The 22,242-nt window shown below is 41.1% G+C and carries 16 protein-coding genes and 1 pseudogene; 13 read left to right on the top strand and 4 right to left on the bottom strand.

From position 1 onward, the window contains the following. Positions 1-14: 14 nt before the first annotated feature. Positions 15-932: a LysR family transcriptional regulator gene (locus ORH16_RS16185; protein WP_265459915.1), complete on the top strand. Its 918-nt coding sequence runs from the start codon at positions 15-17 to the stop codon at positions 930-932. Here ORH16_RS16185 and ORH16_RS16180 read toward each other — a convergent pair. The 3 genes from ORH16_RS16180 to ORH16_RS16170 form a co-directional block, all read right to left on the bottom strand. After that, positions 924-2,291 carry a CitMHS family transporter gene (locus tag ORH16_RS16180; protein WP_265459914.1) on the bottom strand — a complete coding sequence of 456 codons (1,368 nt, stop codon included), beginning with the start codon at positions 2,289-2,291 and terminating at the stop codon, positions 924-926. The genes ORH16_RS16185 and ORH16_RS16180 overlap by 9 nt on opposite strands. A 14-nt stretch (positions 2,292-2,305) precedes the next feature. Next, a complete protein-coding gene (locus ORH16_RS16175; RefSeq protein WP_265459913.1) occupies positions 2,306-3,439 on the bottom strand; it encodes a 2-methylaconitate cis-trans isomerase PrpF family protein in 1,134 nt (377 codons plus the stop codon). Positions 3,440-3,788: 349 nt separating this feature from the next. Beyond that, a complete protein-coding gene (locus tag ORH16_RS16170; protein ID WP_265459912.1) occupies positions 3,789-4,994 on the bottom strand; it encodes an OFA family MFS transporter in 1,206 nt (401 codons plus the stop codon). 1,432 nt (positions 4,995-6,426) lie between these two features. Between ORH16_RS16170 and ORH16_RS16165 the strand changes: the two genes are divergently transcribed. The 12 genes and pseudogenes from ORH16_RS16165 (at position 6,427) to buk (ending at position 19,295) form a co-directional block, all read left to right on the top strand. Further along, positions 6,427-7,329 (top strand): LysR family transcriptional regulator, encoded by a 903-nt coding sequence (locus tag ORH16_RS16165; protein ID WP_265459911.1) that lies wholly within the window; start codon positions 6,427-6,429, stop codon positions 7,327-7,329. Positions 7,330-7,364: 35 nt separating this feature from the next. Continuing rightward, positions 7,365-8,519 carry an acyl-CoA dehydrogenase family protein gene (locus tag ORH16_RS16160; RefSeq protein ID WP_265459910.1) on the top strand — a complete coding sequence of 385 codons (1,155 nt, stop codon included), beginning with the start codon at positions 7,365-7,367 and terminating at the stop codon, positions 8,517-8,519. Then, the gene (locus tag ORH16_RS16155) at positions 8,520-9,455 is read left to right on the top strand and encodes a nitronate monooxygenase (RefSeq protein WP_265459909.1); all 936 of its coding nucleotides are present in this window, start codon (positions 8,520-8,522) and stop codon (positions 9,453-9,455) included. Positions 9,456-9,590: 135 nt separating this feature from the next. Next, a pseudogene (locus ORH16_RS18975) lies at positions 9,591-10,721 on the top strand (acyl-CoA dehydrogenase); the annotation flags it as partial. 69 nt (positions 10,722-10,790) lie between these two features. Next, on the top strand, positions 10,791-11,495 hold the full coding sequence (locus ORH16_RS18970; RefSeq protein ID WP_265459988.1) for an FAD-binding protein: 705 nt from the start codon (positions 10,791-10,793) through the stop codon (positions 11,493-11,495). A gap of 47 nt (positions 11,496-11,542) precedes the next feature. Then, positions 11,543-12,748, top strand: coding sequence for an FprA family A-type flavoprotein (locus ORH16_RS16140; protein WP_265459908.1), 1,206 nt, complete (start codon positions 11,543-11,545; stop codon positions 12,746-12,748). 200 nt (positions 12,749-12,948) lie between these two features. Continuing rightward, on the top strand, positions 12,949-14,229 hold the full coding sequence (locus tag ORH16_RS16135) for an acetyl-CoA hydrolase/transferase family protein (protein WP_265459907.1): 1,281 nt from the start codon (positions 12,949-12,951) through the stop codon (positions 14,227-14,229). Positions 14,230-14,348: 119 nt separating this feature from the next. Continuing rightward, complete coding sequence (locus tag ORH16_RS16130; protein WP_265459906.1) at positions 14,349-15,533, top strand: acetyl-CoA C-acetyltransferase; 1,185 nt, start codon at positions 14,349-14,351, stop codon at positions 15,531-15,533. A 3-nt stretch (positions 15,534-15,536) separates the two neighbouring features. Next, complete coding sequence (locus tag ORH16_RS16125; RefSeq protein WP_265459905.1) at positions 15,537-16,322, top strand: enoyl-CoA hydratase/isomerase family protein; 786 nt, start codon at positions 15,537-15,539, stop codon at positions 16,320-16,322. Positions 16,323-16,426: 104 nt separating this feature from the next. Then, positions 16,427-17,260 (top strand): 3-hydroxyacyl-CoA dehydrogenase NAD-binding domain-containing protein, encoded by an 834-nt coding sequence (locus ORH16_RS16120; RefSeq protein ID WP_265459904.1) that lies wholly within the window; start codon positions 16,427-16,429, stop codon positions 17,258-17,260. A 141-nt stretch (positions 17,261-17,401) separates the two neighbouring features. Beyond that, positions 17,402-18,226 carry a phosphate acyltransferase gene (locus tag ORH16_RS16115; RefSeq protein WP_265459903.1) on the top strand — a complete coding sequence of 275 codons (825 nt, stop codon included), beginning with the start codon at positions 17,402-17,404 and terminating at the stop codon, positions 18,224-18,226. A gap of 1 nt (position 18,227) precedes the next feature. Beyond that, on the top strand, positions 18,228-19,295 hold the full coding sequence (buk, locus tag ORH16_RS16110; RefSeq protein ID WP_265459902.1) for a butyrate kinase: 1,068 nt from the start codon (positions 18,228-18,230) through the stop codon (positions 19,293-19,295). 181 nt (positions 19,296-19,476) lie between these two features. Here the strand turns inward: buk and ORH16_RS16105 are convergent, their stop codons facing one another. Further along, the gene (locus tag ORH16_RS16105; protein WP_265459901.1) at positions 19,477-22,023 is read right to left on the bottom strand and encodes a helix-turn-helix transcriptional regulator; all 2,547 of its coding nucleotides are present in this window, start codon (positions 22,021-22,023) and stop codon (positions 19,477-19,479) included. Between the last annotated feature and the right edge of the window lie 219 nt (positions 22,024-22,242).

The following is a 22,242-nucleotide window of genomic DNA, read 5'->3' as shown; positions in this document are numbered from 1 at the left end:
GGACCTGTGTTTTTATGGAAATCAAAGACTTTGAATACATCCGGGCGATTATGAATCACAAAAATTTGACAAAAGCGGCGGAATCTCTATTTATCACTCAGCCATCTTTGAGCATTTATATCAAAAATATGGAAGAACGCTTAGGCTTTCAAGTTTTCCAAGTCGTCGGCAAAAAGTTTATGCTGACGTCCATGGGGGAAATGTATTTGGCAACAGGCGTTCAAATTCTCGAGTTAAAAGATAATTTTCAAAGTACCCTAGAGACTATGCGGGAGCAGCGCTACGGTAAAATTCGTTTAGCAATTCCCTTGCTGCGTAGCTCGTATCTGCTACCAGAAATTTTGCCGAAATTTAGTGAACTGTATCCTAATGTTCAGATTGAACTAATTGAAGATGCTTCTGTTAACTTGGAGAAAAAAATCCAAGATGGGCACGCAGATGTCATTATCATGAATAAACCGGACCGGACATTAAACATGGACTACGAAATTGTCAGAAAAGAAGAGATACTGCTGGCTGTGCCGCGAGTTTTTTGCCAAGGACAAAAGCCGGAACGTCAGTCAGCCAAAAAGTATCCTTACCTTGATTTGAAGCAATTAGAAGACCAAAGATTTATTTTGCATTTCCCGAACCAGAGAACGGGTCAAATGGCGGAAAAAATTTTTCGTTATTATCATATGAAGCCTAAAAATGTCTTTTATACTAAAAATATCGAAACAGCTTTGAATCTAACTGTTGCAGGTTATGGAATTTCATTTGTTTATGAAAATCACGTTGAGCATCTAAACTTGAAGGAGCAGCCGTACTTCTTTTCCATCAGCCAGCCGAATACTAATTTATTCGCTTCAGAAGTGTTGATTGGTTATCGGAAAAATCGGGTGCTGCCGCCCTATACTCAAGAATTTATTGAGATGTGTAAAACCTTAATTTAAGAAGGGCAAAGGAATGACACCGATTAAGATGGCGATAATTAATTGAATGAAGAAGCTAGGGATGCCCCATTTCAGATATTCCTTTTGATAGTCGCCAAAGTTGACCTCCGTTCGATCGACTAAGACATATAAGAAGGCAACTAATGGACTTGCAAAACGAACTGCTTGTCCAAGCAAAGAAGCGACTCCGATTTCGACAGGTGTTGCACCAAAGCTGTAGGCTATTGGAGCGATTACCGGCAAAATTCCAAAGTAAAAGGCATCATTTGGCAGGAAGAATAGACCAGGTAATGAAATCAAAGCTAGCAGTAAGGGAATATAAGCTCCCATACTTTCTGGTAACAATGACACAATATTTTCGGCAATTCCAGCACTCATGCCGCTACCGTTAAGCACGCCCATAATAATACCAGCACCAAAGACTAGACTGACAGGTCCAAGGGCTTCTGCGCCATTGGCTGTTAAACGTTTGGCCTGCAGATTTGGATCCTTAAAGTTGGCAATCAATGCAATACTAGTTCCTATTAAGAATAAAATACCGCCGTTTATTATATCTAAAATTAGTAGGACCATGATGACAACAGTTAACAAGAAATTGAAGAGCAACAGTTTTGGCCGTTTCAAATTTTTTGGATCAGAATCTAGGAAATCTATGATTGAAGTAATTTCTTTTTCTGAAACAATGCTTTCACCGTTACAATAATTTAACCGAGCTCGTTCCTTTTTCCCATAGCGATAAGCCATATAAACGGTCATGGCCATCGCACCAATCATCCCAGGGATTAATGGTACAAAGAATTCCTTTGGTCCAATATTTAAAACGGGCATCGCTCTAGCCATCGGCCCGCTCCATGGAACTAAATTCATAATCGAATTCGGAATGGCGATTAAGACGGCCAAGTATAATTGCCGCATTTTCATTTTCTTGAAGAGGGATAAGACTGCTGCGGTTACAATTAGAACTGTAGTCGTTCCATCTCCGTCCAAAGAAACAATCATCGAAATTGCTGCTGTTGCTAGACAGAGGCGCAGGGGATCACCTTTAGCCCATTTGATTAAGATTTTGCTCAATGGATCAAATAATCCGACATCTAACATAATAGAGAAATATAAAATGGCAAATAATAGTAATGTAATTGTTGGCGCAACCCCAGAACTCACTTCACCACCAACGACTTGATAGTACAACCCTTCATAAATCCATTCAAAAACATTTAAGAAAGATTGATCAGTGACTCCAGCTGCAATAAAGCCGAAAGCCACAGGAACTAAAATAAGTCCGGCGAAGGGGGAAATCTTTTTCGAAAGCAGTAAAATCATGAAAACAATAATCATTGCATATCCCAAAAATGCTAACATACTGTGTTACCTCCTCAATTATTAATGTAGACAGTTCCAGATAAAATTTTTCGGGCTGTTCTAAAGGATGAAATCGATTTGATGTTGATTTCATTTGCTACTTCCTGATAGTCAATGGTTGTATCAATCAAGCCGTCTCCATGCCCCAATGTTAAATGCGTAATTTTATCACTAGAATTGCACAATTGATTAGGAATTGTATTCGGGATGACACAAGCAGCCGTGGTACAAAGGGCACCAGTCAAGGCAATTGTCTTGTGAGCTTTTTGCATGCTCATCATGCGGACTGCCAAATCAAAGCTATCTTTTTTGATTTCTTCGCCACTGACGGTTGTATAATCCGCAGGTTTGCTAACAATCGTCAATTTTGGAACTCCCGGAGATTCTTTTGCACTCAGTTCGGCTTTTTTTACGAAGCCCAATTTTTCTGCTGCCGCCCCACGGATTTTTTCTAATAAGTCTAGCAAAGCAGCATCACTGTCAATTTCTTGAGCAGACTCGTTACCTTTTAAGTTGACCTTTTCAGCAGCTACAAAAACTAACGGATTGGCTGCATCAACGATTGAGACTTCAATTTGACCAAAGCCTGGGATGCTCAACAGATCAACAGGCTTGCCAGTAGGTAAGAGTTTACCTGTCATGGAACCAGCCGGATTGATAAATTCCAATTCAATCTTCAAGCCTGTACCGGGAACGCCAGAAATTTTAAAATCTCCTTCGTATGAAAGCTTCCCATCAGGAGTTGGAATGTGTTCGTAAATCAATTTGTTGGTATTTGTATTAAAAACTTTGACCGTGGTCACAGGATGTTGTGGTTCTATAAAACCGTTTTCAATTGCGAACACGCCAACTGCAGAGGAGATATTTCCGCAATTTCCTGAATAAGAAACAAATGGTTTGTCGATGGAAACTTGTGCAAATGTATAATTTACATCCCAATCCTGTTGATCTTCTGGAGAAATAATGGCTACTTTACTCGTTGTTGAGACCGCACCTCCAAGACCGTCAATTTGTCTGACATCTGGACTGCCCATAACTTCTAATAATACCTGATCTTGATTTTCAGCTAGTGCTTCAAGGTCTTTTTTTAATAAGAAAACACCTTTACTGGTGCCCCCGCGATAAATGCTACATGCTAATTTTTCCAAGTGGATCACTCCTATCTGATGCCATTATATTGTGAAAAGATTGCAAAAGTACAATCAATGTTTTTAATAATAAAGATTAGTGATAACTATTATCATAGCTAAAGTCAATAAAAACAGTCAGTTTTGGAGTAAATTAATTGGAATTATAATCATAAAAACAAGCGAATTTCTTTTAGTCGAAAAGTTTCATTTGAGAGTAGATGAGGAATGAAGAAGTTAAAATTGAGGTACGTAGTAAATCTCGATGCTCGATCTTAGAAAATAATTCAGCTGAAAAGATTTCAAACAAAAAAACCATCTCGATCAAAGGCAATCGAGATGGTTTTTTGCTTTTTTTGTGAGTTATGACTTACGCTTTTTCGCCTACTTCAGCTTTTTTCTTTTGTGCCATGTACCATAAGATTAAGATGATCCCAATGACAGCCATCACCATTGCGATGATGAAGGCCATGGAGTAGGAGCCGCTTGCTTCACGAATTTGCGAAGCCAGAGATGGTCCCATGATAGAGGCAATTCCATAAGCGGTAAACATCCAGCCATAGTTAGCTGCGGCTTTCGATGCCCCCCAGTTTTCAGCTGTGATACCTGGGAATGAGCCAAGGAAACCACCAAAGGAGGAAGGAATTAAAATTAAGCCAAGAATACCGGCAAAGGTACCAATGCTTTCATTAAAGTTTAGCAACAATAAACCAGCCGCTGAGAAGATGAACATCAGCAAGACTGTGATATATCTTCCTAAACGGTCTGAAATAGCCCCCCAGATAATCCGGCCCAAGGTATTGGATAGACCCACAATCATTACGATGACTGTGCCGGTACCTAAAGAATAGTAGTCAGCCAGACTGGCAGCGTGGCCGATAATCATCATGCCACTTGTAGCAGCAAAGGTGTAAACCACCCATAATAACCAGAAATTTGGTTCTCTTAACATTTGTTTGTAGTTTTTATCATTCTCGTTTACTTGAACTGCCGCATTAGAGGTTGATGAAACAGGTGCTTTTTCCATCCAAAACGAAGCGACACACACTACTACTAATAACACGATGCCCAAAATCTTAAAGGTATTATAGATACCAAAAGAATTAATCATGTTTGTCGCAATCGGTGCTAAAATGATTGCCCCGGAACCAAACCCAGCTGCAGTTAAGCCACCGGCCAACCCTTTTTTGTCAGGAAACCATTTTACAGTTAAGGAAGTTGCCGTACCGTAACCGGCACCAATTCCTAGACCTAAAATCAAGCCGTAAGTAAGATATAGCATTGGAATGCTGGTAACAAAACCTGTCGCAAACATCCCGATACCAAATAATAACCCGGATAATAAGACCACTTTCTTACCGCCTTGTTTATCAATGATTGGTCCGCAGATAATCATCGCAATCGGCACCATTGCAAAGGAAATACTGAAAGCTAAAGACGTTTGACTTAAAGCCCAATCACTGTTGACCTCCAAAAGCGCAGACTGGAAAACTGACCAAGCATAGCCGGCTCCTAAAGACATGTTAATGACGATAGCGGCAACCAGGACGGCCCATCTGTTCTTCGTTTTCTCCATTATGTTTCCCCCGATCTTTTTATAAAGCGCTTACAAAATAATTTTAAAAAGGATTTGCTTTAAAGTCCAAAAACTTCTATTTAGCATTCCCATAAGCTTGACTTATAGCTTGAGAAAATAATTATTTTAAACAGCTAAAAAGTCTACTGTTTATCAAGTGTTGGTAGGTTTTTCAAAAGATATCTATTAGCAAAAAGGGCTTGAATAACTCTTCACAATAAAATGAATAACCAAAGAATTATTTGCCAAAAATAATTCTTTTTTGCACCAGATTATTTTAAGCTGCTGGTAAATGTTTTTAATTAAGAATTTCACTAGAAGAATGAGGTGTTTTTAGTTAAGATTCTTGTTAAATATAGAAATTTTATTATTATTCGAGGAGATTGTGATTGTTTTAATTGTCAAAAGACAATCATTCTTAGGAGGGCTTTATCAGAGCTAAGCTGAAAAGGACTAAGTTTTTTTGCCTTGTGAAAAATAATTCTATTAGCATTAGTTATAGGGCCTATAAATGTAATTAATTTTAGCTGACAAAGCATCTCAATAAGAAAAGATTGATTATAAGTAAATTTTTATGCTTTATTTTTGTCCTTTGGGTTCTTTATTGAGGAGGCTTCCTCAATAAAGAAAAACAAATTTTCCTGTAAAGTTTTTTCTGAAAAAGTTTATTTCGTTGTTTTATGCGGGAAACATTATGTGATGCCAAAAAAACTTCGCAAAAATAAAAAAACCTATATTATGTAGAAAAGTGAATGATTTTAAAGTTAAAATAGATTTTTGCCGCCTTTTTTGCTAGAATTTTAGTAAGACCAAAAAGGATATGTGAAAATAATGGCGGGTGTTGAACATTGCTGCTGCACAAAATGCTGCCTTTCTTCAATTTATTAACAATCACATCTGTTTCTTAATGGCAACAGGTAAAACATTGGATAAGATAAAAAAATATCTTTTTAAAAAGTGGAAATATTATACTTTTTTTCGAAAATAAAAAAACGTCCATAAAGCTAGAAACAACTACTGTCAGTAGTTCTTAGGCTAAAATAAATAATTACAAACCGAATGCCTATAAGTTTTACTTATAGGTGGGATAAAATTACATAATTTTTCAAATTTATCACAAAGTATTAAAATTGTACTTGAAAGTGCTTACAAAAAATCTTTCTCTGTTTTGGTTATGCTATGGCAATTTTATTTCCATCAAAAATTGTCGGTTATGCTGTTTTAAAACGTGTTTTTTTTATTAGAAATAGTTGTTTCTTTTTAGAAAATCTTTTTTTGCTAGTGGGACAAGATGTCTTTGGTCGGCGACTAATTCAGGCATTCACTAGAGCAAGTGCCGTATTGCTAGTGTGTTTTTGCACGAGGATTACGGTTGCGGTTTTGAATGTCTGTGAGGCTAGTGACTGCAAAGTGATTTGAGAGGGGGCTATTAATGGATATTACCCAATTAAGCTATTTCATCAAGGTCGTTGAAAGCGGCTGTAATCTTTCTTTAGCAGCGCGGAAAATTCACATTACCCAGCCTGCATTGAGTCAGATGATTACGAACTTTGAAACAGAAGAAGAGCTGCTGTTGTTTGAACGGCGCAATGGTCGCTTTGAGGAGTTGACTCCTAGTGGCAAGCTCTTGTATGAGTACGCAGTAGAGATTGTAGCCAAGTATGAAGAGATGAAGGCGATGATTCGTCGGGAATCTTTGAAGCAAAAGGGAACAATCCGAATTGGTATCCCATCAGCAGTGTTGAGAATGTATTTTCTCTCCTTTCTGCCAAAGTTCATCTTAGATCACAAGGAGCTTCAAATTGAAATTGTCGAAGGCGGCGCTAAGGACCTGGCAAAGAAACTTGTCGAAAATGATTTGGATTTAGCCGTTCTGGTTGATCCAGCCGATTTAGATTTAAAGAGTTTTGAACAGCAAGTCATCCAAATTGACGAATTTGTCGCTTATATGCGTTACGGCCATCCTCTCAGCGAGCAAAAGAGTCTTGTTTGGGAAGATTTAAAGGATTACCCATTGGGTACCTTTAATGAAAGTTATACAACCTTTGACTTGGTCAGCAAGCGCTTGAAGGAACACTTGAAGCAGCCACGACTGCAGTTTACTGGAGATTCCTTGGAGTATTTAATGGATCTCACCGGTCATTCGGATATTATTGTCATCCTGCAAAATGCGATGTATCGCTTGGCGGACCAATCCGTCGTTACAAAGCGGGAAATTAAAGATCCCTTGCAATTTGTTTTGTTGCTGTGCCGGCCAGTTAAAAATTTTTACTCGCCGGAGGAAAAGTTTTTATACGAATCGATTTTGGAATTCTTTTATCAGCCAGTCGAGTAACACAAGGTTTAATTTGCTAAAAAGGAGACCCACTTTTGGAAAACTCATTGATGCAATATCTACAGGAGTTAAAGAAAAACGGCTTAGATGAACAAGCAACTGTCTTTGATCGAACTAATGAATTCCCTTTAGAATTGATGAAAGATCTCAGCAGACAGGGGTTTATTCGTTGCGGTTTTCCAAAAGAAATCGGTGGGGACGGGACCAGCTTTAAAGATCACTTGGATGTCATTCAAGAGTTATCCACCAGCTTTCCCACCCTTTCAAGTATTTTTTTGACTCAGTCGAGCTTTGCGGTTTGGCCGATTTATCATTTTGGGACTGAGGAGCAAAAAGCGACTTATTTGCAGCCGTTGTTGGAGGGGGAAATCTGGGGGGCATTTGCTTTAAACGAAGTTGGTTCAGGCAGTCAGCTCTCAGAAGTCCGCACAACTTCTGTGGAGCATTCCGATCATTGGCTATTGAATGGGGCTAAGGCGACAATCACCAATGCACCAATTGCTGGCCTGTTCATGGTGGCCTCTAAAGCTAAAAGGCTGGATGGGCAGGAGGGCTACGGTATTTTTATTCTTGATACGAAGACACCGGGCTTAAAAATTGGACCGGAAACAACCGAAGTCGGCCTCCATGCGTTGCCGGTGGCGGATCTTGAGTTCCGCGAGGTGAAGATTCCTAAAGAAAATATTCTCAGTGGCAATTTAGTCAACGAAGAACAGGTGGGCATGATTTTCAATCGAATTCGCTTAGCCATCGCAGCTCAGTCCATTGGCATTGCCAAAGGGGCCTTTGGTTACGGTCTAAAATATGTGACCAAGGAACGCAAATTTGGACTGCGGTTAATCAATTTGATTGAATGCCAAAAGGTTTTATCCGATGTAGTGACCGATATTGAAGCGGCGGAATCCTTTTTAAAGAATACTGATATGTTGGATTACACGGCGACTGTTCAAATCGCAAAAGTGAAACTTTTTTGTACCAAAACCTCAATAAAAGCGACAGAAGCCTTGGTTGCCATGACTGGAGGCTATGGTTATACCCGTAATAATGTGATTGAGCGTTTTTCCAGAGACGCTCAAGTGACCGGCTTATACGGCGGTTCAACAGATGCACAGAAAAGAATTATTTCAAAAATTTGGTTGCAATCTAACGACACAACGATTGAAAAAAATGATGAAATGGGTGAAGAATGAATGTCGTTAACAAAATTATTAGGTATTAAATACCCTTTATTTCAAGGAGCGATGGCACAAATTTCCCGTTATGAATTAGTTTCAGCAGTTTCCAATGCTGGTGGCTTGGGAATTATCGCTTCAGGCGCTATGGATGGCGCAACTTTACGCTATCAAATTCAGGCATGTAAAGAGTTAACCGACAAACCTTTTGCAGTTAACCTAATGCTGATGATGGATAATATTGAAGAATTAGTCGACATTGTGATTGAAGAGGGCGTCCCGATTGTCACAACCGGTGCCGGCACTCCAAAAGATCACGTTCCGAAATTATTGGCAGCCGGCATTAAGGTGTTTCCCGTAATTGCTACGGTTGATCAAGCTCAAAAGATGGAGGCTTTAGGGGTCCATGGAGTAGTGGCTGAAGGAACGGAAGCAGGTGGACACATTGGTGAAAGCAGCACGATGTCTTTAGTTTTGCAAGTAAGTGAAGCCGTTTCCATTCCGGTAATCGCTGCCGGTGGAATTGTCAACGGCCGCGGCATTGTCGCAAGTTTTGCTTTGGGAGCTCAAGGTGTTCAAGTAGGAACTAGATTCTTGGCTTCTGAGGAAGTGCCAATTCCTGAGAGTTATAAATTAGCAGTCTTGGCGGCTAAGGATGATTCAACGGTGGTTACCGGTCGTACATCCCGAGCACCAGTGCGGGTGATTAAAAATCCGATGTCTAAGAAATATTTAGAGATGGAATATCTGAAAGTACCCCGTAGCGAGCTAGAGGAATTGACTATGGGCTCATTAAGAAAAGCGGTTGTCAACGGCGATATGGTGAATGGTTCTATTATGGCCGGACAGATATCCGGAGCCATCCACAGTATCCGACCTGTTAAATCGATTATTGATGATATGTTTGCTGAAGCAGAAGAGGTCATGAAAGAGATGCCTAAAATCTTTTATTAAACCAAAAGGGATTAGACAGGTCATTGTAGCAAAAGTCGTTGAAAACGCTTACTAAGCGAAACTTATTTGAATACTAATTTGCTGATCATTTTTGATAGCAAATTGTAGATAAAAATTATATTGGAGGTCAATCACATGCAGTTAAACACAACTGAGCAACACGAAGCTTTTCGCGCTAAAGTCAGAGAGTTTGCAGAAACAGATATTAAGCCAATTGCAACGACTTTAGATCTTGAAAACCAATTTCCTGATGAAATTGTCAAAAAAATGGGTGAACTGGGTATTCTCGGCATTCCTTTTCCAGAGAAGTATGGCGGCGGTGGCATGGATACAACGAGTTATGCTATCGGTGTTGAAGAGTTATCTCGAGTGGATGCCGGCGTTGGGGTTATCTTATCGGCGCATGTCTCGTTAGGCTGTTATCCAATTTACAATTATGGTACAGAAGCACAGAAGAAAAAATATTTGGTGCCAATGGCAAAAGGTGAAAAATTAGGAGCCTTCGGTTTAACTGAAAGTGAAGCAGGTAGTGATGCCGGCGGAACGGAAACAACTGCTGAATTTGATGGCGAAAACTATATTTTAAATGGTAATAAAATTTTCATCACCAATGCACCTAAAGCTGATGTGTACATCATCTTTGCGGTAACGACACCAGGTATCGGTATTAAAGGCATCAGCGCCTTCATCGTTGAAAAAGGCTGGGAAGGCTTTGAATTTGGCGAACACTATGACAAATTAGGAATTCGTTCTTCTTCAACTGCTGAATTAATCTTTAACAATGTGAAAGTACCGAAAGAAAACTTATTAGGACCTGAAGGCAAAGGCTTTAACATCGCTATGAATACGCTAGACGGCGGTCGGATTGGGATTGCAGCCCAAGCGTTAGGAATTGGTCAAGGGGCCTTTGAAAGTGCTCTAGAGTATGCTAAAGAACGGGAGCAGTTTGGTAAAGCAATTGCTCACCAACAAGTTATCTCCTTCAAATTAGCTGATATGGCAACTGAATTACGGGCGAGCCGTTTGATGGTGTACAGCGCAGCTGAATTGAAAGATACAGGCAAACCATTTGCGATGGAATCTGCAATGGCGAAACAATTTGCTTCAGATAACACGTTGAAAATTGTTAATGACGCCTTACAAATCTATGGCGGTGCCGGCTACATTAAAGGCAGCGACGTGGAACGCTTCTACCGTGATGCTAAGATTACAACAATCTACGAAGGAACCAATGAAATTCAACGGGTGGTTATTTCTTCTTACTTGGTTGGTAAAGAACCGAAAGCGACTGGGGTACCAGCAAAAAAGGGACCAACGACAGGGGACCGCAAGAAGATGATCTTCAAGGACGCGGATCAAAAGAAAAACGTTGCGGCCTTAGTCGAAAGCTTAAAGAAGGATGGCTACGATTTCTCGGTGGGAATCCCGATTGATACACCAATTGCCCAAGCAGAGCGGGTGGTCAGTGCCGGTCGCGGCGTAGGACCAGAATCAAATATGAAGCTAATTGAAGAATTAGCGAAACAATCTGGTTCAGCTATCGGCTGTTCTCGTCCAGTTGCAGAAACGCTTCATTATCTGCCATTAAGCCGCTATGTCGGTATGTCCGGTCAAAAATTCAAAGGCAACTTATACATTGCTTGTGGTATTTCCGGTGCCGGCCAGCATTTGAAGGGAATTAAAGACGCTTCAACAATCGTGGCAATTAACGTAAATCCAAATGCGAAAATATTTAAAAATGCTGACTACGGTATTGTCGGTGATATCGAAGAGGTTCTACCATTGCTATCACAAGCATTAGATACCGGAGCAGCTAAGAAAGAGGCTCCGCCAATGGTTAAAATTAAACGCTCTAAACCTAAAAAATCTGCTCCTTCATATAAATTCTATGTATGTGGCGGCTGCGGCTACGAGTATGATGCTGCTAAAGGTGATCCAGAGGGTGAAGTAGCACCAGGAACACTGTTTAAAGATCTGCCTGAAGAATGGACTTGTCCTTCTTGTGGCGAAGAAAAAACAGCCTTCATCGAAGGATATTAACAGCTGTGCTTTTACTAAATGTCAGACCAAATAGGGGGATTTAATATATGTATACAGTTAGAAAGGTAGCAGAAGATTTATACTGGGTTGGAGGCAACGATGTCCGCTTGGCATTGTTTGAAAATATGCATCCAATTCCTCGGGGCGTATCCTATAACTCATATCTGCTCATAGATGAAAAAACTGTTTTATTCGATGCGGTAGACTGGGCAATCACCCAAGACTTTATCCGCAACGTAGAAATGGTTTTAGGCGATCGGGAATTAGATTATTTAGTCGTGAACCATATGGAACCAGATCATTGCGGTTCAATCGAAGAATTAATTCTGCGCTATCCAAAATTAAAAATTATCAGCTCAGAAAAATCATTTATGCTGATGCACCAATTCAACTATCATGTGGATGGTCATGAAGACCAAGTGGAAGAAGGCGACACTCGTAACTTTGGTAAGCATACAGTGACCTTCGTTGCAGCACCAATGGTTCACTGGCCTGAAGTAATGATGACTTATGATATTACTACAGGAACATTATTCTCTGCCGATGCCTTCGGTTCCTTTGGAGCATTGCATGGCGCATTGTTCAACGATGAAATGAACTTTGATCGTGATTGGATCGATGATGCTCGTCGTTACTACACAAATATCGTAGGGAAATATGGACCTTTCGTACAGTCTGCTTTGAAAAAAGCTGCGACTATCGATATCAAAATGATTTGCCCATTGCATGGTCCAGTTTGGCGCAATGACTTCGGCTATCTGTTAGATAAATATGACAAATGGAGCCGTTATGAACCAGAAGAAAAAGGCGTGCTGATCATTTACGGATCCATGTATGGGAACACAGAATATGCTGCAGAATCATTGGCATCTCTGTTACACGACAAAGGTATGCACAATGTGCGGGTTTACGACGTATCTAGTACCGATGTGTCCTACTTGATTGCCGAAACCTTTAAATACAGCCATATCGTACTGGCCTGTCCAACCTTCAACTTAGGCATTTATCCGCCGATGAAGAATTATCTGAACGATATGAAGGCGCTGAATGTGCAAAATCGTACCTTTGCGTTAATCGAAAATGGTTCGTGGGCACCACAATCAGGTACGTTAATGAGCGAATACTTGGATGAAGAGTTGAAGATGATGAATATCATGGATGAAACTCTGAGCATCAACTCCGCTATTACTGATTTGGATGTACCAGATTTAAATAGTCTCGTAGACGCTTTAATCGAAGCTACAAAAGAATAATGAAGCTCAGTCGCATTTTGGTCCTTATCTTATCCAGACCAAAATGTGACTGCTTATCAACGGGTTAGGTCAAAACATAGTTGTTGGAAACTTGGGTTAGCAGGCTTTTTCTAGGGGTTATCTAAGGAGATTTGCTGGATATTTTACTGGAAAGGCCTGCTGTGTACTTATTAGCTTGAATTGAAAAGAGGAGAGTGTTTATGAGTAAATATGTAACAGCAGAAGAAGCTGTCAAAGTAATTAAAGATGGAGATAGCGTTGTTATTGGTTTGGGATGTGGCGAGCCGAGTGCCGTAATTCGTGAATTTGGTAAAAGAATACCAGAATTAAAAAATGTTGTGACCTCGCAAATGCTGCCATTAGGAACATCGCCTTATTCGCAGCCAGAGGCGATTGGTCACGTACGTCATAATAGTTTGTACGTCGGCGGCAAAGACCGTAAAGCTGTTGCTGAAGGCTATGCAGATTATACACCACGTTTCTTCTCAAGAATGCCGGCCTTATTTACCGATGGCAGTATTAATGCAGACGTGGCCTTGATTGAAGTTAGCCGGGTGGATCAGCACGGCTATGCTAGTTTAGGTATTTCTGTTGATTATACGATGACAGCCGCAAAAAATGCCAAGATTGTTATTGCCCAAGTCAATAATAATCTACCACGGACTCACGGCAACTGCTTTATGCATGTGGATGAGTTTGATTATATCGTGGAGGAAGATACTCCAATTCTAGAATTGCCAAAAGCTGCACCAACACCAGAAGAAGTCCAAATCGGTAAATACTGTGCCAGCATGATTAAAGATGGCGATACGTTACAATTAGGTATCGGCAGCTTGCCAGATGCAGTATTAGATCAGCTACATGATAAAAAAGATTTAGGTATCCACAGTGAAATGTTCAGTGATGGTGTCATGCAACTGGTTAAAATGGGCGTTATCAATAACAGCAAGAAAAACTTAAATCCTGGCAAAATGATCGCAACTTTCTTGATGGGCACACGGGAATTTTATGATTTTGTTGATGATAATCCAAGCGTTATGATGGCGCCGGTTGATTATACCAACGACCCATATGTGATTGCCCAAAATGATAATTTAATTTCAATCAATAGTTGTGTTCAGGTAGACTTAACTGGTCAAGTTGCTTCCGAAACAATTGGACCTTTACAAATTTCTTCAGTCGGCGGACAGTTGGACTTTGTTCGTGGCGCTAACATGTCTAAAGGCGGCATTTCAATTATTGCCATGCCTTCGACAACCAAAAATAATACCATCAGTAAAATCGTGCCGTTCTTAGACCTTGGTTCTGTTGTAACAACTGGTCGTAACGATGTTGCTGTGATTGTTACAGAATATGGTATCGCTGATTTACGAGGCAAATCTATCCGTGAACGCAGCCGGGCTCTGATTGAAATTGCTCACCCTAATTTCCGGGAAGAGCTAGAAGCTGAATGGGAAAAACGTTACGGCATGAAGTGGTAAGAAAAAGACATGTTTGCGATTCAACTATTTGGATGTATCTGGATAAGTCGAACTCGCAAATCAAACTAAATTTCTCTCAAGAAATTTAATACCTAAAAAAGAATTAGGAGGATCAACATTTGGAAACAGAAATTGTATTAGCAGGTGCAGTCAGAACTGCAATTGGTAAATTCGGGGGTTCTCTAACTAATACTTCAGTGGTGGACCTTGGTGCAGCCGTTATTAAAGAAGCCTTGAACCGGGCTGGCGTTGCGCCGGACATGGTGGACGAAGTAACGATGGGCTGTGTGTTACAAGCTGGCTGGGGACAAAACGTTGCCCGCCAAGCAGCCGTGAAGGCCGGTATTCCAGTGGAAGTACCAGCGCAAACTTTAAATATTTTATGTGGTAGCGGTTTGAAGAGTGTTAATATGGCAGCAACGATGATTGCAGCTGGCGAAGCTGATATTATCGTGGCCGGCGGAATGGAAAATATGTCCGCATCGCCATATGTTTTAAAGAAAGCCCGCTTTGGTTATCGCATGGGCCACAATGAAATTTTCGATAGTTTAATCGAGGATGGCTTAACAGATGCCTTCCACCATTATCACATGGGGATTACTGCCGAAAATGTGGCTGAAAAATATGGCATCACTAGAGAAGAACAAGATGAATTTGCTGCTGCAAGCCAGCAAAAAGCAGTCAAAGCGATTGCAGAAGGCAAATTTAAAGATGAAATTGTGCCGATTCCAATCAAAGTTAAACGGGAAACTGTCATGTTTGAACAAGACGAATTTCCACGGGATGGCATTACAGCTGAAGGATTGGCGAAAATGCGCCCAGCCTTCAAGCCAGAAGGCGGCACGGTTACAGCTGCTAATGCATCAGGAATTAATGATGGTGCAGCTGCAGTTGTCATCATGAGTGCTAAAAAAGCCAAAGAATTAGGCGTGAAGCCAATGGCCCGCTTTGTTGGCGGAGCAACTGCTGGTGTTGACCCAGCCATCATGGGTGTTGGACCAATCGAAAGCACGAAGAAAGTTTTTGCGAAGACTGGCATGAATATCAATCAAATGGATTTAGTGGAAGCGAATGAAGCTTTCGCAGCGCAAGCTCTTGCAGTTGGTAAAGGCTTAGAATGGGATCCAAGTAAAGTTAACGTGAATGGCGGAGCGATTGCGTTAGGTCATCCAGTTGGGGCATCTGGTGCCAGAATCTTGGTGACATTATTGCATGAAATGGAAAAACGCAAATCTGATTATGGTTTAGCAACGCTTTGTGTTGGTGGAGGAATGGGTGTCAGCACAATTGTAGAGAGGATGTAGGCGATGGAATTTGTAACGTATGAAGAGCAAAATCAAATCGGCCTGTTGACTTACAATCGCCCGAAAGCGATGAACGCTTTAAATAGTCAGGTGGTGGCAGAAGCCAGCAGCTTGTTGGAAAAAATTGCGGAATCGGATATTCGCTGCTTGGTGATTACCGGAGCCGGCGAAAAAGCTTTTGTTGCGGGAGCAGATATTGCTGAAATGAAGGATTTACCTTCAAAAGAAGCACAAGTCTTTTCCGAAACTGGGAATCGGATGATGGAATTAATTGAAAATCTGCCGATGCCGGTGATTGCGGCAGTCAACGGCTTTGCCTTAGGTGGTGGCTGTGAAATTGCTTTGAGCTGTGATATTCGCATTTCCAGCGACCGGGGTGTTTTTGGCTTACCAGAAGTTGGCTTAGGTATTATGCCGGGTTATGGTGGCGTGCAGCGCCTAGTTCGAACAGTTGGGGCGGCCAAAGCGAAGGAAATGGCCTTCACTACCAGAAATGTCAAAGCGGAAGAGGCTTTGGCGATTGGCTTAGTCAATCAAGTTGTGCCAGCAGAAGAGCTGATGGACAGCGTGATGAAGATGGCCCAAAGAATTGCTGGCAATGCACCATTTGGCGTTAGAGCGGTGAAGGAAGTTGCCAACAAGACGATTGGTTTATCTGTCGAAGATGGCTATCGGATTGAAAGTGAACTATTCGGCCAATGCTTCTCAACGGAGGACCAAGCGGAAGGCATGGCGGCTTTCTTAGAAAAAAGAAAGCATGAGCCATACACAGGCAAAAGTAAAGGGTAATGAGCGTAGCTGTGGCATAAGTTCTTACAGACATAGTGTCACAGCTGTATGATATCGACATTCAATTAACTGTTCTTTAAGAGCAGTTTGTGAGGAGGAAGCTTATGAAAATTGCGGTAATCGGTGCCGGTGCTATGGGTTCTGGTATTGCTCAAACGTTTGCGGTGAAACCAGAGTATGAAGTGATGCTCTGCGACGTAAAATTAGAATGGGCCGAAGCGGGCAAAGGGAAAATTGAAAAAGGGTTAAATCGTTTAGTTAAAAAAGAAAAAATGACGGAAGCGGATGTAGCTGCTGTGATGCAGCGGATTAGCATTGGAACGTCTAAAGATGTCGCAGATTGTGATTTAGTAGTGGAAGCAGCTGTGGAAAAAATGGAACTGAAAAAGAACATCTTCAAGGAGTTAGATGAACTTTGTAAGCCTGAAACAGTTTTTGCCACCAACACATCTTCATTATCTGTAACGGAATTAACCAATGGATTATCTAGACCAGTTGTCGGCATGCATTTCTTCAATCCTGCACCGGTGATGAAATTAGTTGAGGTTGTTAAGGGGTTAACAACGCCAACTGAAGTCGTGGACAAAATCGTTGCGATTTCTGAATCCATCGGCAAAATTCCAGTAGTTGTAGAAGACTCAGCTGGCTTTGTGGTCAATCGGATTTTAGTTCCAATGATTAATGAAGCAATCGGTATTTACGCTGAAGGTGTCGCAGATGCTGCGGATATTGATACAGCGATGAAACTGGGAGCCAATCATCCAATGGGACCACTAGCTTTAGGGGATTTAGTGGGATTGGATGTTTGCTTGGCGATTATGGAAGTGCTAACCAGTGAAACCGGCGATCCTAAGTATCGGCCGCATCCGTTATTGCGGAAAATGGTTCGTGCAAATCAATTAGGACGTAAAACCGGCAAAGGCTTTTTTGAGTATTAATTTAAGGAGTTTCGAATTGTAAAAGGGTTCTGCATAATAAAAAGTAACAATGCTTGATTTGAGTTGAATCAATGGCGGGTGGTTCCCTCATGGATTCAACTCATTTTTTTGGATTAAATTTTGAAAGATAGAGGTGAAGATATGACGACAATTGCAATTCCCGGTGGCGGCAACTCTGAAATTTTACAGGTTGTTAAAGCTACTAAAGATTTATACGGCGAGGCAGTGCAGTTTGTAATTTTTGATGAGGGGGAAAATCTCGACCCGAGCGCACCGTGGGATTATCATCAAACGAGTAAAGCGGAACGAATTCCTGAAGCCGTTAAATTTGTAGCGGCGGGTCACGCAGACATCCTAATGAAGGGGATTGTCTCAACCCATGATATTTTAAAAGAGGTTCTGCAAAAAGAATACAATCTGCGGGATCAAAAATTACTTTCCCATGTAGCAATTATGCATTTGGAGCAGTTGGATCGACCAATTTTAATGACTGACTCGGGAATGAATATCGAACCCGATGCAGAGCAGCTGAAAATGATTGTCAAAAATGCTGTCAAAGTGGCTCATCAAATTGGCATTTCTCATCCGAAAGTTGCCCTGTTAAGTTCGGCGGAAACCTATAATCCAAAAATGCCGTCCTCGGTTTTGGCAACTGAGGTGACCCAATCCTTAGTGTTAGAGGATGCAACAATTTATGGCCCTTTATCATTAGACTTAGCGCTTTCGCAAGAAGCTGTGGCCCACAAACGTTTTAGCGGACCGATTGCTGGGGATGCTGATATTTTGGTGGTACCGAATATTGATGCCGGCAATGTTTTTTATAAATCTTTGTTGTTGTTTACTAACGCAACGATGGGCGGCACCATCGTCGGCACCAAAATACCGATTGTCGTAACCTCCCGCAGTGACTCAACCGCCAGTAAAATAGCCGCTTTGGACTTAGCCTTAAAACAATTAGGAGGGTAAAATGAAAACAATCGTACTGGTGATTAATCCTGGTTCCACCTCAACAAAGGTGGCCCTCTTTTCCGAGGGCCAGCGCCTCGCTGAAGAAAGCATCAGCCATTCAAAAAAAGAATTGGCACAATATAAGGGTGTGATTCAACAAAGGAGTTTTCGGGAGGCAGAAATCCAGCGCTTTTTAGATCAACAAACCATTAATCAACAAGATATTGCCGCCGTTGTGGGCCGAGGTGGCTTAGTGGATCCGGTGCCCGGTGGAACTTTCTTGGTGGATGAAAAAATGCTTTCAGATATTCTCTCAGAAAAAAATGGCAGTCACGCTTCAAATTTAGGAGCGATTTTGGCCAATGATTTTGCTGAGAAATTTGGCGTGAAGGCGTATATTGTCGATCCAGTGGTGGTGGATGAGTTTACTCCAGTCGCCCGCATTTCAGGATTAAAGGGGATTGAGCGGCGGTCAGTCGGACATCCGCTGAATCAAAAAGCCGTTGCTAGAAAAATTTTAGCAGAAATTGGCAAAAGCTATGAGTCTAGCTCAGTGGTGGTGGCGCATCTCGGTGGCGGCATCAGTGTCGGCGCCCATCAAAATGGCCGTATTATTGATTTGAGCAACGGCCTAGATGGCGAGGGTCCATATACGCCAGAAAGAACCGGCGCTCTACCGGTAACTCCTTTTGTGGCCAAAGTTTTGCAGGAGGGATTAACTTTACCTGAAGTCAAAAAAATAATTGCCGGCAATGGCGGGTTAAGCTCATATTTAGACGAAATTGATATTCGGGTGATTGAAAAACGGATTCAAGCTGGCGATGAAGAAGCCCAGTATTATATCGACGGCATGTGCTATCAAATTCAAAAGGAAATTGGTGCCATGGCAGCCGTGCTCCATGGGAAAGTTGACCGTATTATATTAACCGGTGGCGTCAGCTATTCAAAAAATATTGTCGCCAAAATAACTGAAGGCATTTCGTGGATTGCCCCAGTCGCAGTTGCGCCAGGTGAAATGGAAATGGAAGCCTTATATGCCGGTGCCCAGCGAGTCCTAGATGGTAGCGAAGCGGCTCAGGTTTATTAAAATTTAGGAGTAGAAAAAGCGAAAGTTCAGAGGCGAACTTTCGCTTTTTTTTGATGAGTTGATTTTTGGTATAACTTTTTGAGTTGTGGCGACGTATCAAAATGAGCTAGCAGGGAGAAATAGCTAGTAGAAAATTTTTGAACAGATACGTTTTTCCATGATTACAAAGAGAAGCGAGTGCTTATGATTTTTCATTGAACAGGTCCTGTTCTTCGCATTTTAAAATGGCATCAAAGGCATTATTGACCTGTAACTTTTTATAGGCCTGACCGAGATGATACTTTACAGTCGAAACAGTTAGGCCAGTCTGTTGGGCAATTTCACTATTTTTATTGCCTTGAGCCAGCAGAGATAAAATTTTCAGCTGCTGACTGGAGAGTTTGCCACTAGGCCGCCTTAGTTTTTGTGTCAGGCTAGGATGGTTTTTGGCGGTGACTTTGGTTGCTTGGATGACTTGGTTGAGATAATCCAGACGAATCACAGTATCCTTTCGTCTTTTTAAGACGTCCTTTAGGCGGTTTAGGACCGGCAAAATGGCCGCCCCTTCATCGGCAAAAACCCGAAGAAAGCCAGATTCTTGAACAGAGAGTATGGCAGATTCAATTTCTTGAAGTGCTTTTCCTTGTCGATTTAAGGCCCAATCTAAGGCTGCCAGCAAAACTTGTGCCTCCGCAAAATCTAAACAGCGTTGAAAATCGCTGGCGACACTGCGGATTTTTTTTAGTAATATTTCAGCCTCATCCGTTTGATTGGAAGCAATTAAACAGCGGGCTGTTGTAAAATGCTGGAATATTTTATAAAGTTCCACCTGCTCAATAGTTTCGTGGGGATGATTTTTTAGCCAAGATTTAGCAGTTAAATTTTTATTCTCAGACAAACGAACCTGTGTCAGATACGCTGTAAAATTGAGGGAATAAATCGAATGATTCCCCTGCTTTAAAAATTTTTGAGTAGCTAACAAAGATTGCTCAAAGGCTTCTTTTTGCTCTAAGGCCCGGTAGATAGCGCTGAGCTGCATGTGGGCACAAAAGATAAAATCACTCCGCACGGATGAATTGATAGTCGAAAATAATTTTGTCAGCAGCTGTTCCGCCTGTAGCAGCTGGTTTTGTTCATAGAGCAGGCCAGCATGAGTTAAAGCGACTAAAACATCGCATTCATTTTCAAAAAGGTTCGCCAAAAGGTCTGTCGGCCACAGGTGAGCTGGCTGTGTAGCTAGCTCACAATAATTTCGTCCAGAACGATGAAAAAAGGGCAGCTGGAAGGTGATTGTAATCCAATTCAGCCGTTCTTTCAAAATATCAAGGCTGGGGTAGTTTTTAATTTCGGTCAACAGCTGAAACAGGTTTTTGCGAAAGTCGAGAAAGCTGATTAAAACGGAGTCTGACAAAAAGGTAGGATACTTTTCAGCAATCAGCGGCAGATTTTCATAGAGATAATCTAAATAAAATTTAGTAGCTTTCACATCGCCTGTGTAATAGTAAAAACAGACATACTGAGAAAGCAGATAAGGGTAAGGAAATTCTGCTAGTTTATCCATCTCAATTTTTTGAAAAGTGGCAAAATCCTTGATGTAGTCCCTCGTAGATACCGCAGTTATCTGCAAATTATTAATGGCGATATTAGTAATGTTAATCAAGTCAGTATCATTGCTTTTTAAAGCATGCCCTCTGGATAAAAGGACATCGCCAGATTCTAAAAAGTAATGAGCGGCGGTTTTATGCAGGTAATTCAGTCTGGCAGATTCAGTTTTACGTTGCTCCCTCTGTAAAAAGGTTCTAAAAGCTGGATAGTAGGAAAAGCAATTTTTCTCATCCTTTTGAACAAAGTCAAAGCGAGCAGCTAAGGCGGTCAAAATTGTGACAGCTTGCTCCTCTTGAGTTAACCGCAGTGCCAATTCTTCGGTTAATTTAAGGACGATGGAGGTATCCAATAGGATTTTTTTTTCGACAGGTGTCAAGTGGCTCCAAATTTGCGACTGGATGTAGTGAATGAAAATTTCATTTTTAGGATCATCCGCAGTCAGTAAATCCAAACAATCATATTCGGCTAACGGAAGGATGCCGCTGGGCCAGCCTTCTGTGATATTTTTAATGGCAGTGGCTTCTGTTGTAGAAATGCAGTGCCCCTTGTCTGCAAAATATTGCTTGATTTCTTCTGTGGAAAAAGCTAAATCTTTTTCAGTGATGGCGGAGCAGAGACCAAGACTGCTCAGTCTGGAAAAACAGGTCTGGTCCAGGTTTTTCCGAGTAATTAGGATGGATGAAAAATTTTTAGGGAGCTGTTCTTGAATAGCCAGCAGACCATCACGGATAATTTCATTGGCAATTAAATCCAAGTTGTCAAGGATAATAAAGTGTTGCTCTTGGGTGCGTGCAAGAGCGGTCAACAGTTGGATAGTATGGGCAGCTGGAGTGTCGTTGAAGGCTTCTGAAAATAAAATTGAATTGGAAAGAGTGTCGGAAGCTTGTGAAGACAAAAGACTTAGACAAAATTGGCGGAAAAAGATAGCGGGATTATTGTCATATTGGTCCAGCTCAATCCAGCTGACCTTGACAGCTTTTTGCTGAATCCATTGTTTACAAGCTGTGGTCTTCCCAAAACCAGCAGGTGCTGAAACGAAAATCACCTGTTTTTTTACTGCTTGATCAAAAAGATACATTAATTGCGGTCGCAAGAGTTCCTGATTGGATTGATTTGCAGACTGATTATTTTTCTGTGTTGCCATAAGAAGACTCCTTATTGTGAGAATAAATGTTATTTTTTGCTAGGAGGGATGAATCTAGTGATGAAAAGACTAATGTGTTGATTTCCAGCTGTTTTTTTTATGGTTATTTTTCTTAATATTACAGAAAAGCTATACTTTTTTATTTGAGAAAATAAAGATAGCGAAAATAAAACTATACTTTGTGAAGCTTTACCCATAAAAATATGTTAAATTACAAAT

It is taken from the genome of Enterococcus sp. HY326, from assembly GCF_026157065.1.
In the GTDB taxonomy this organism is placed as follows: Bacteria; Bacillota; Bacilli; order Lactobacillales; family Enterococcaceae; genus HY326.
Note: the sequence above shows the minus strand (reverse complement) of the source record. Positions and strands in the feature narration are given on the sequence as shown.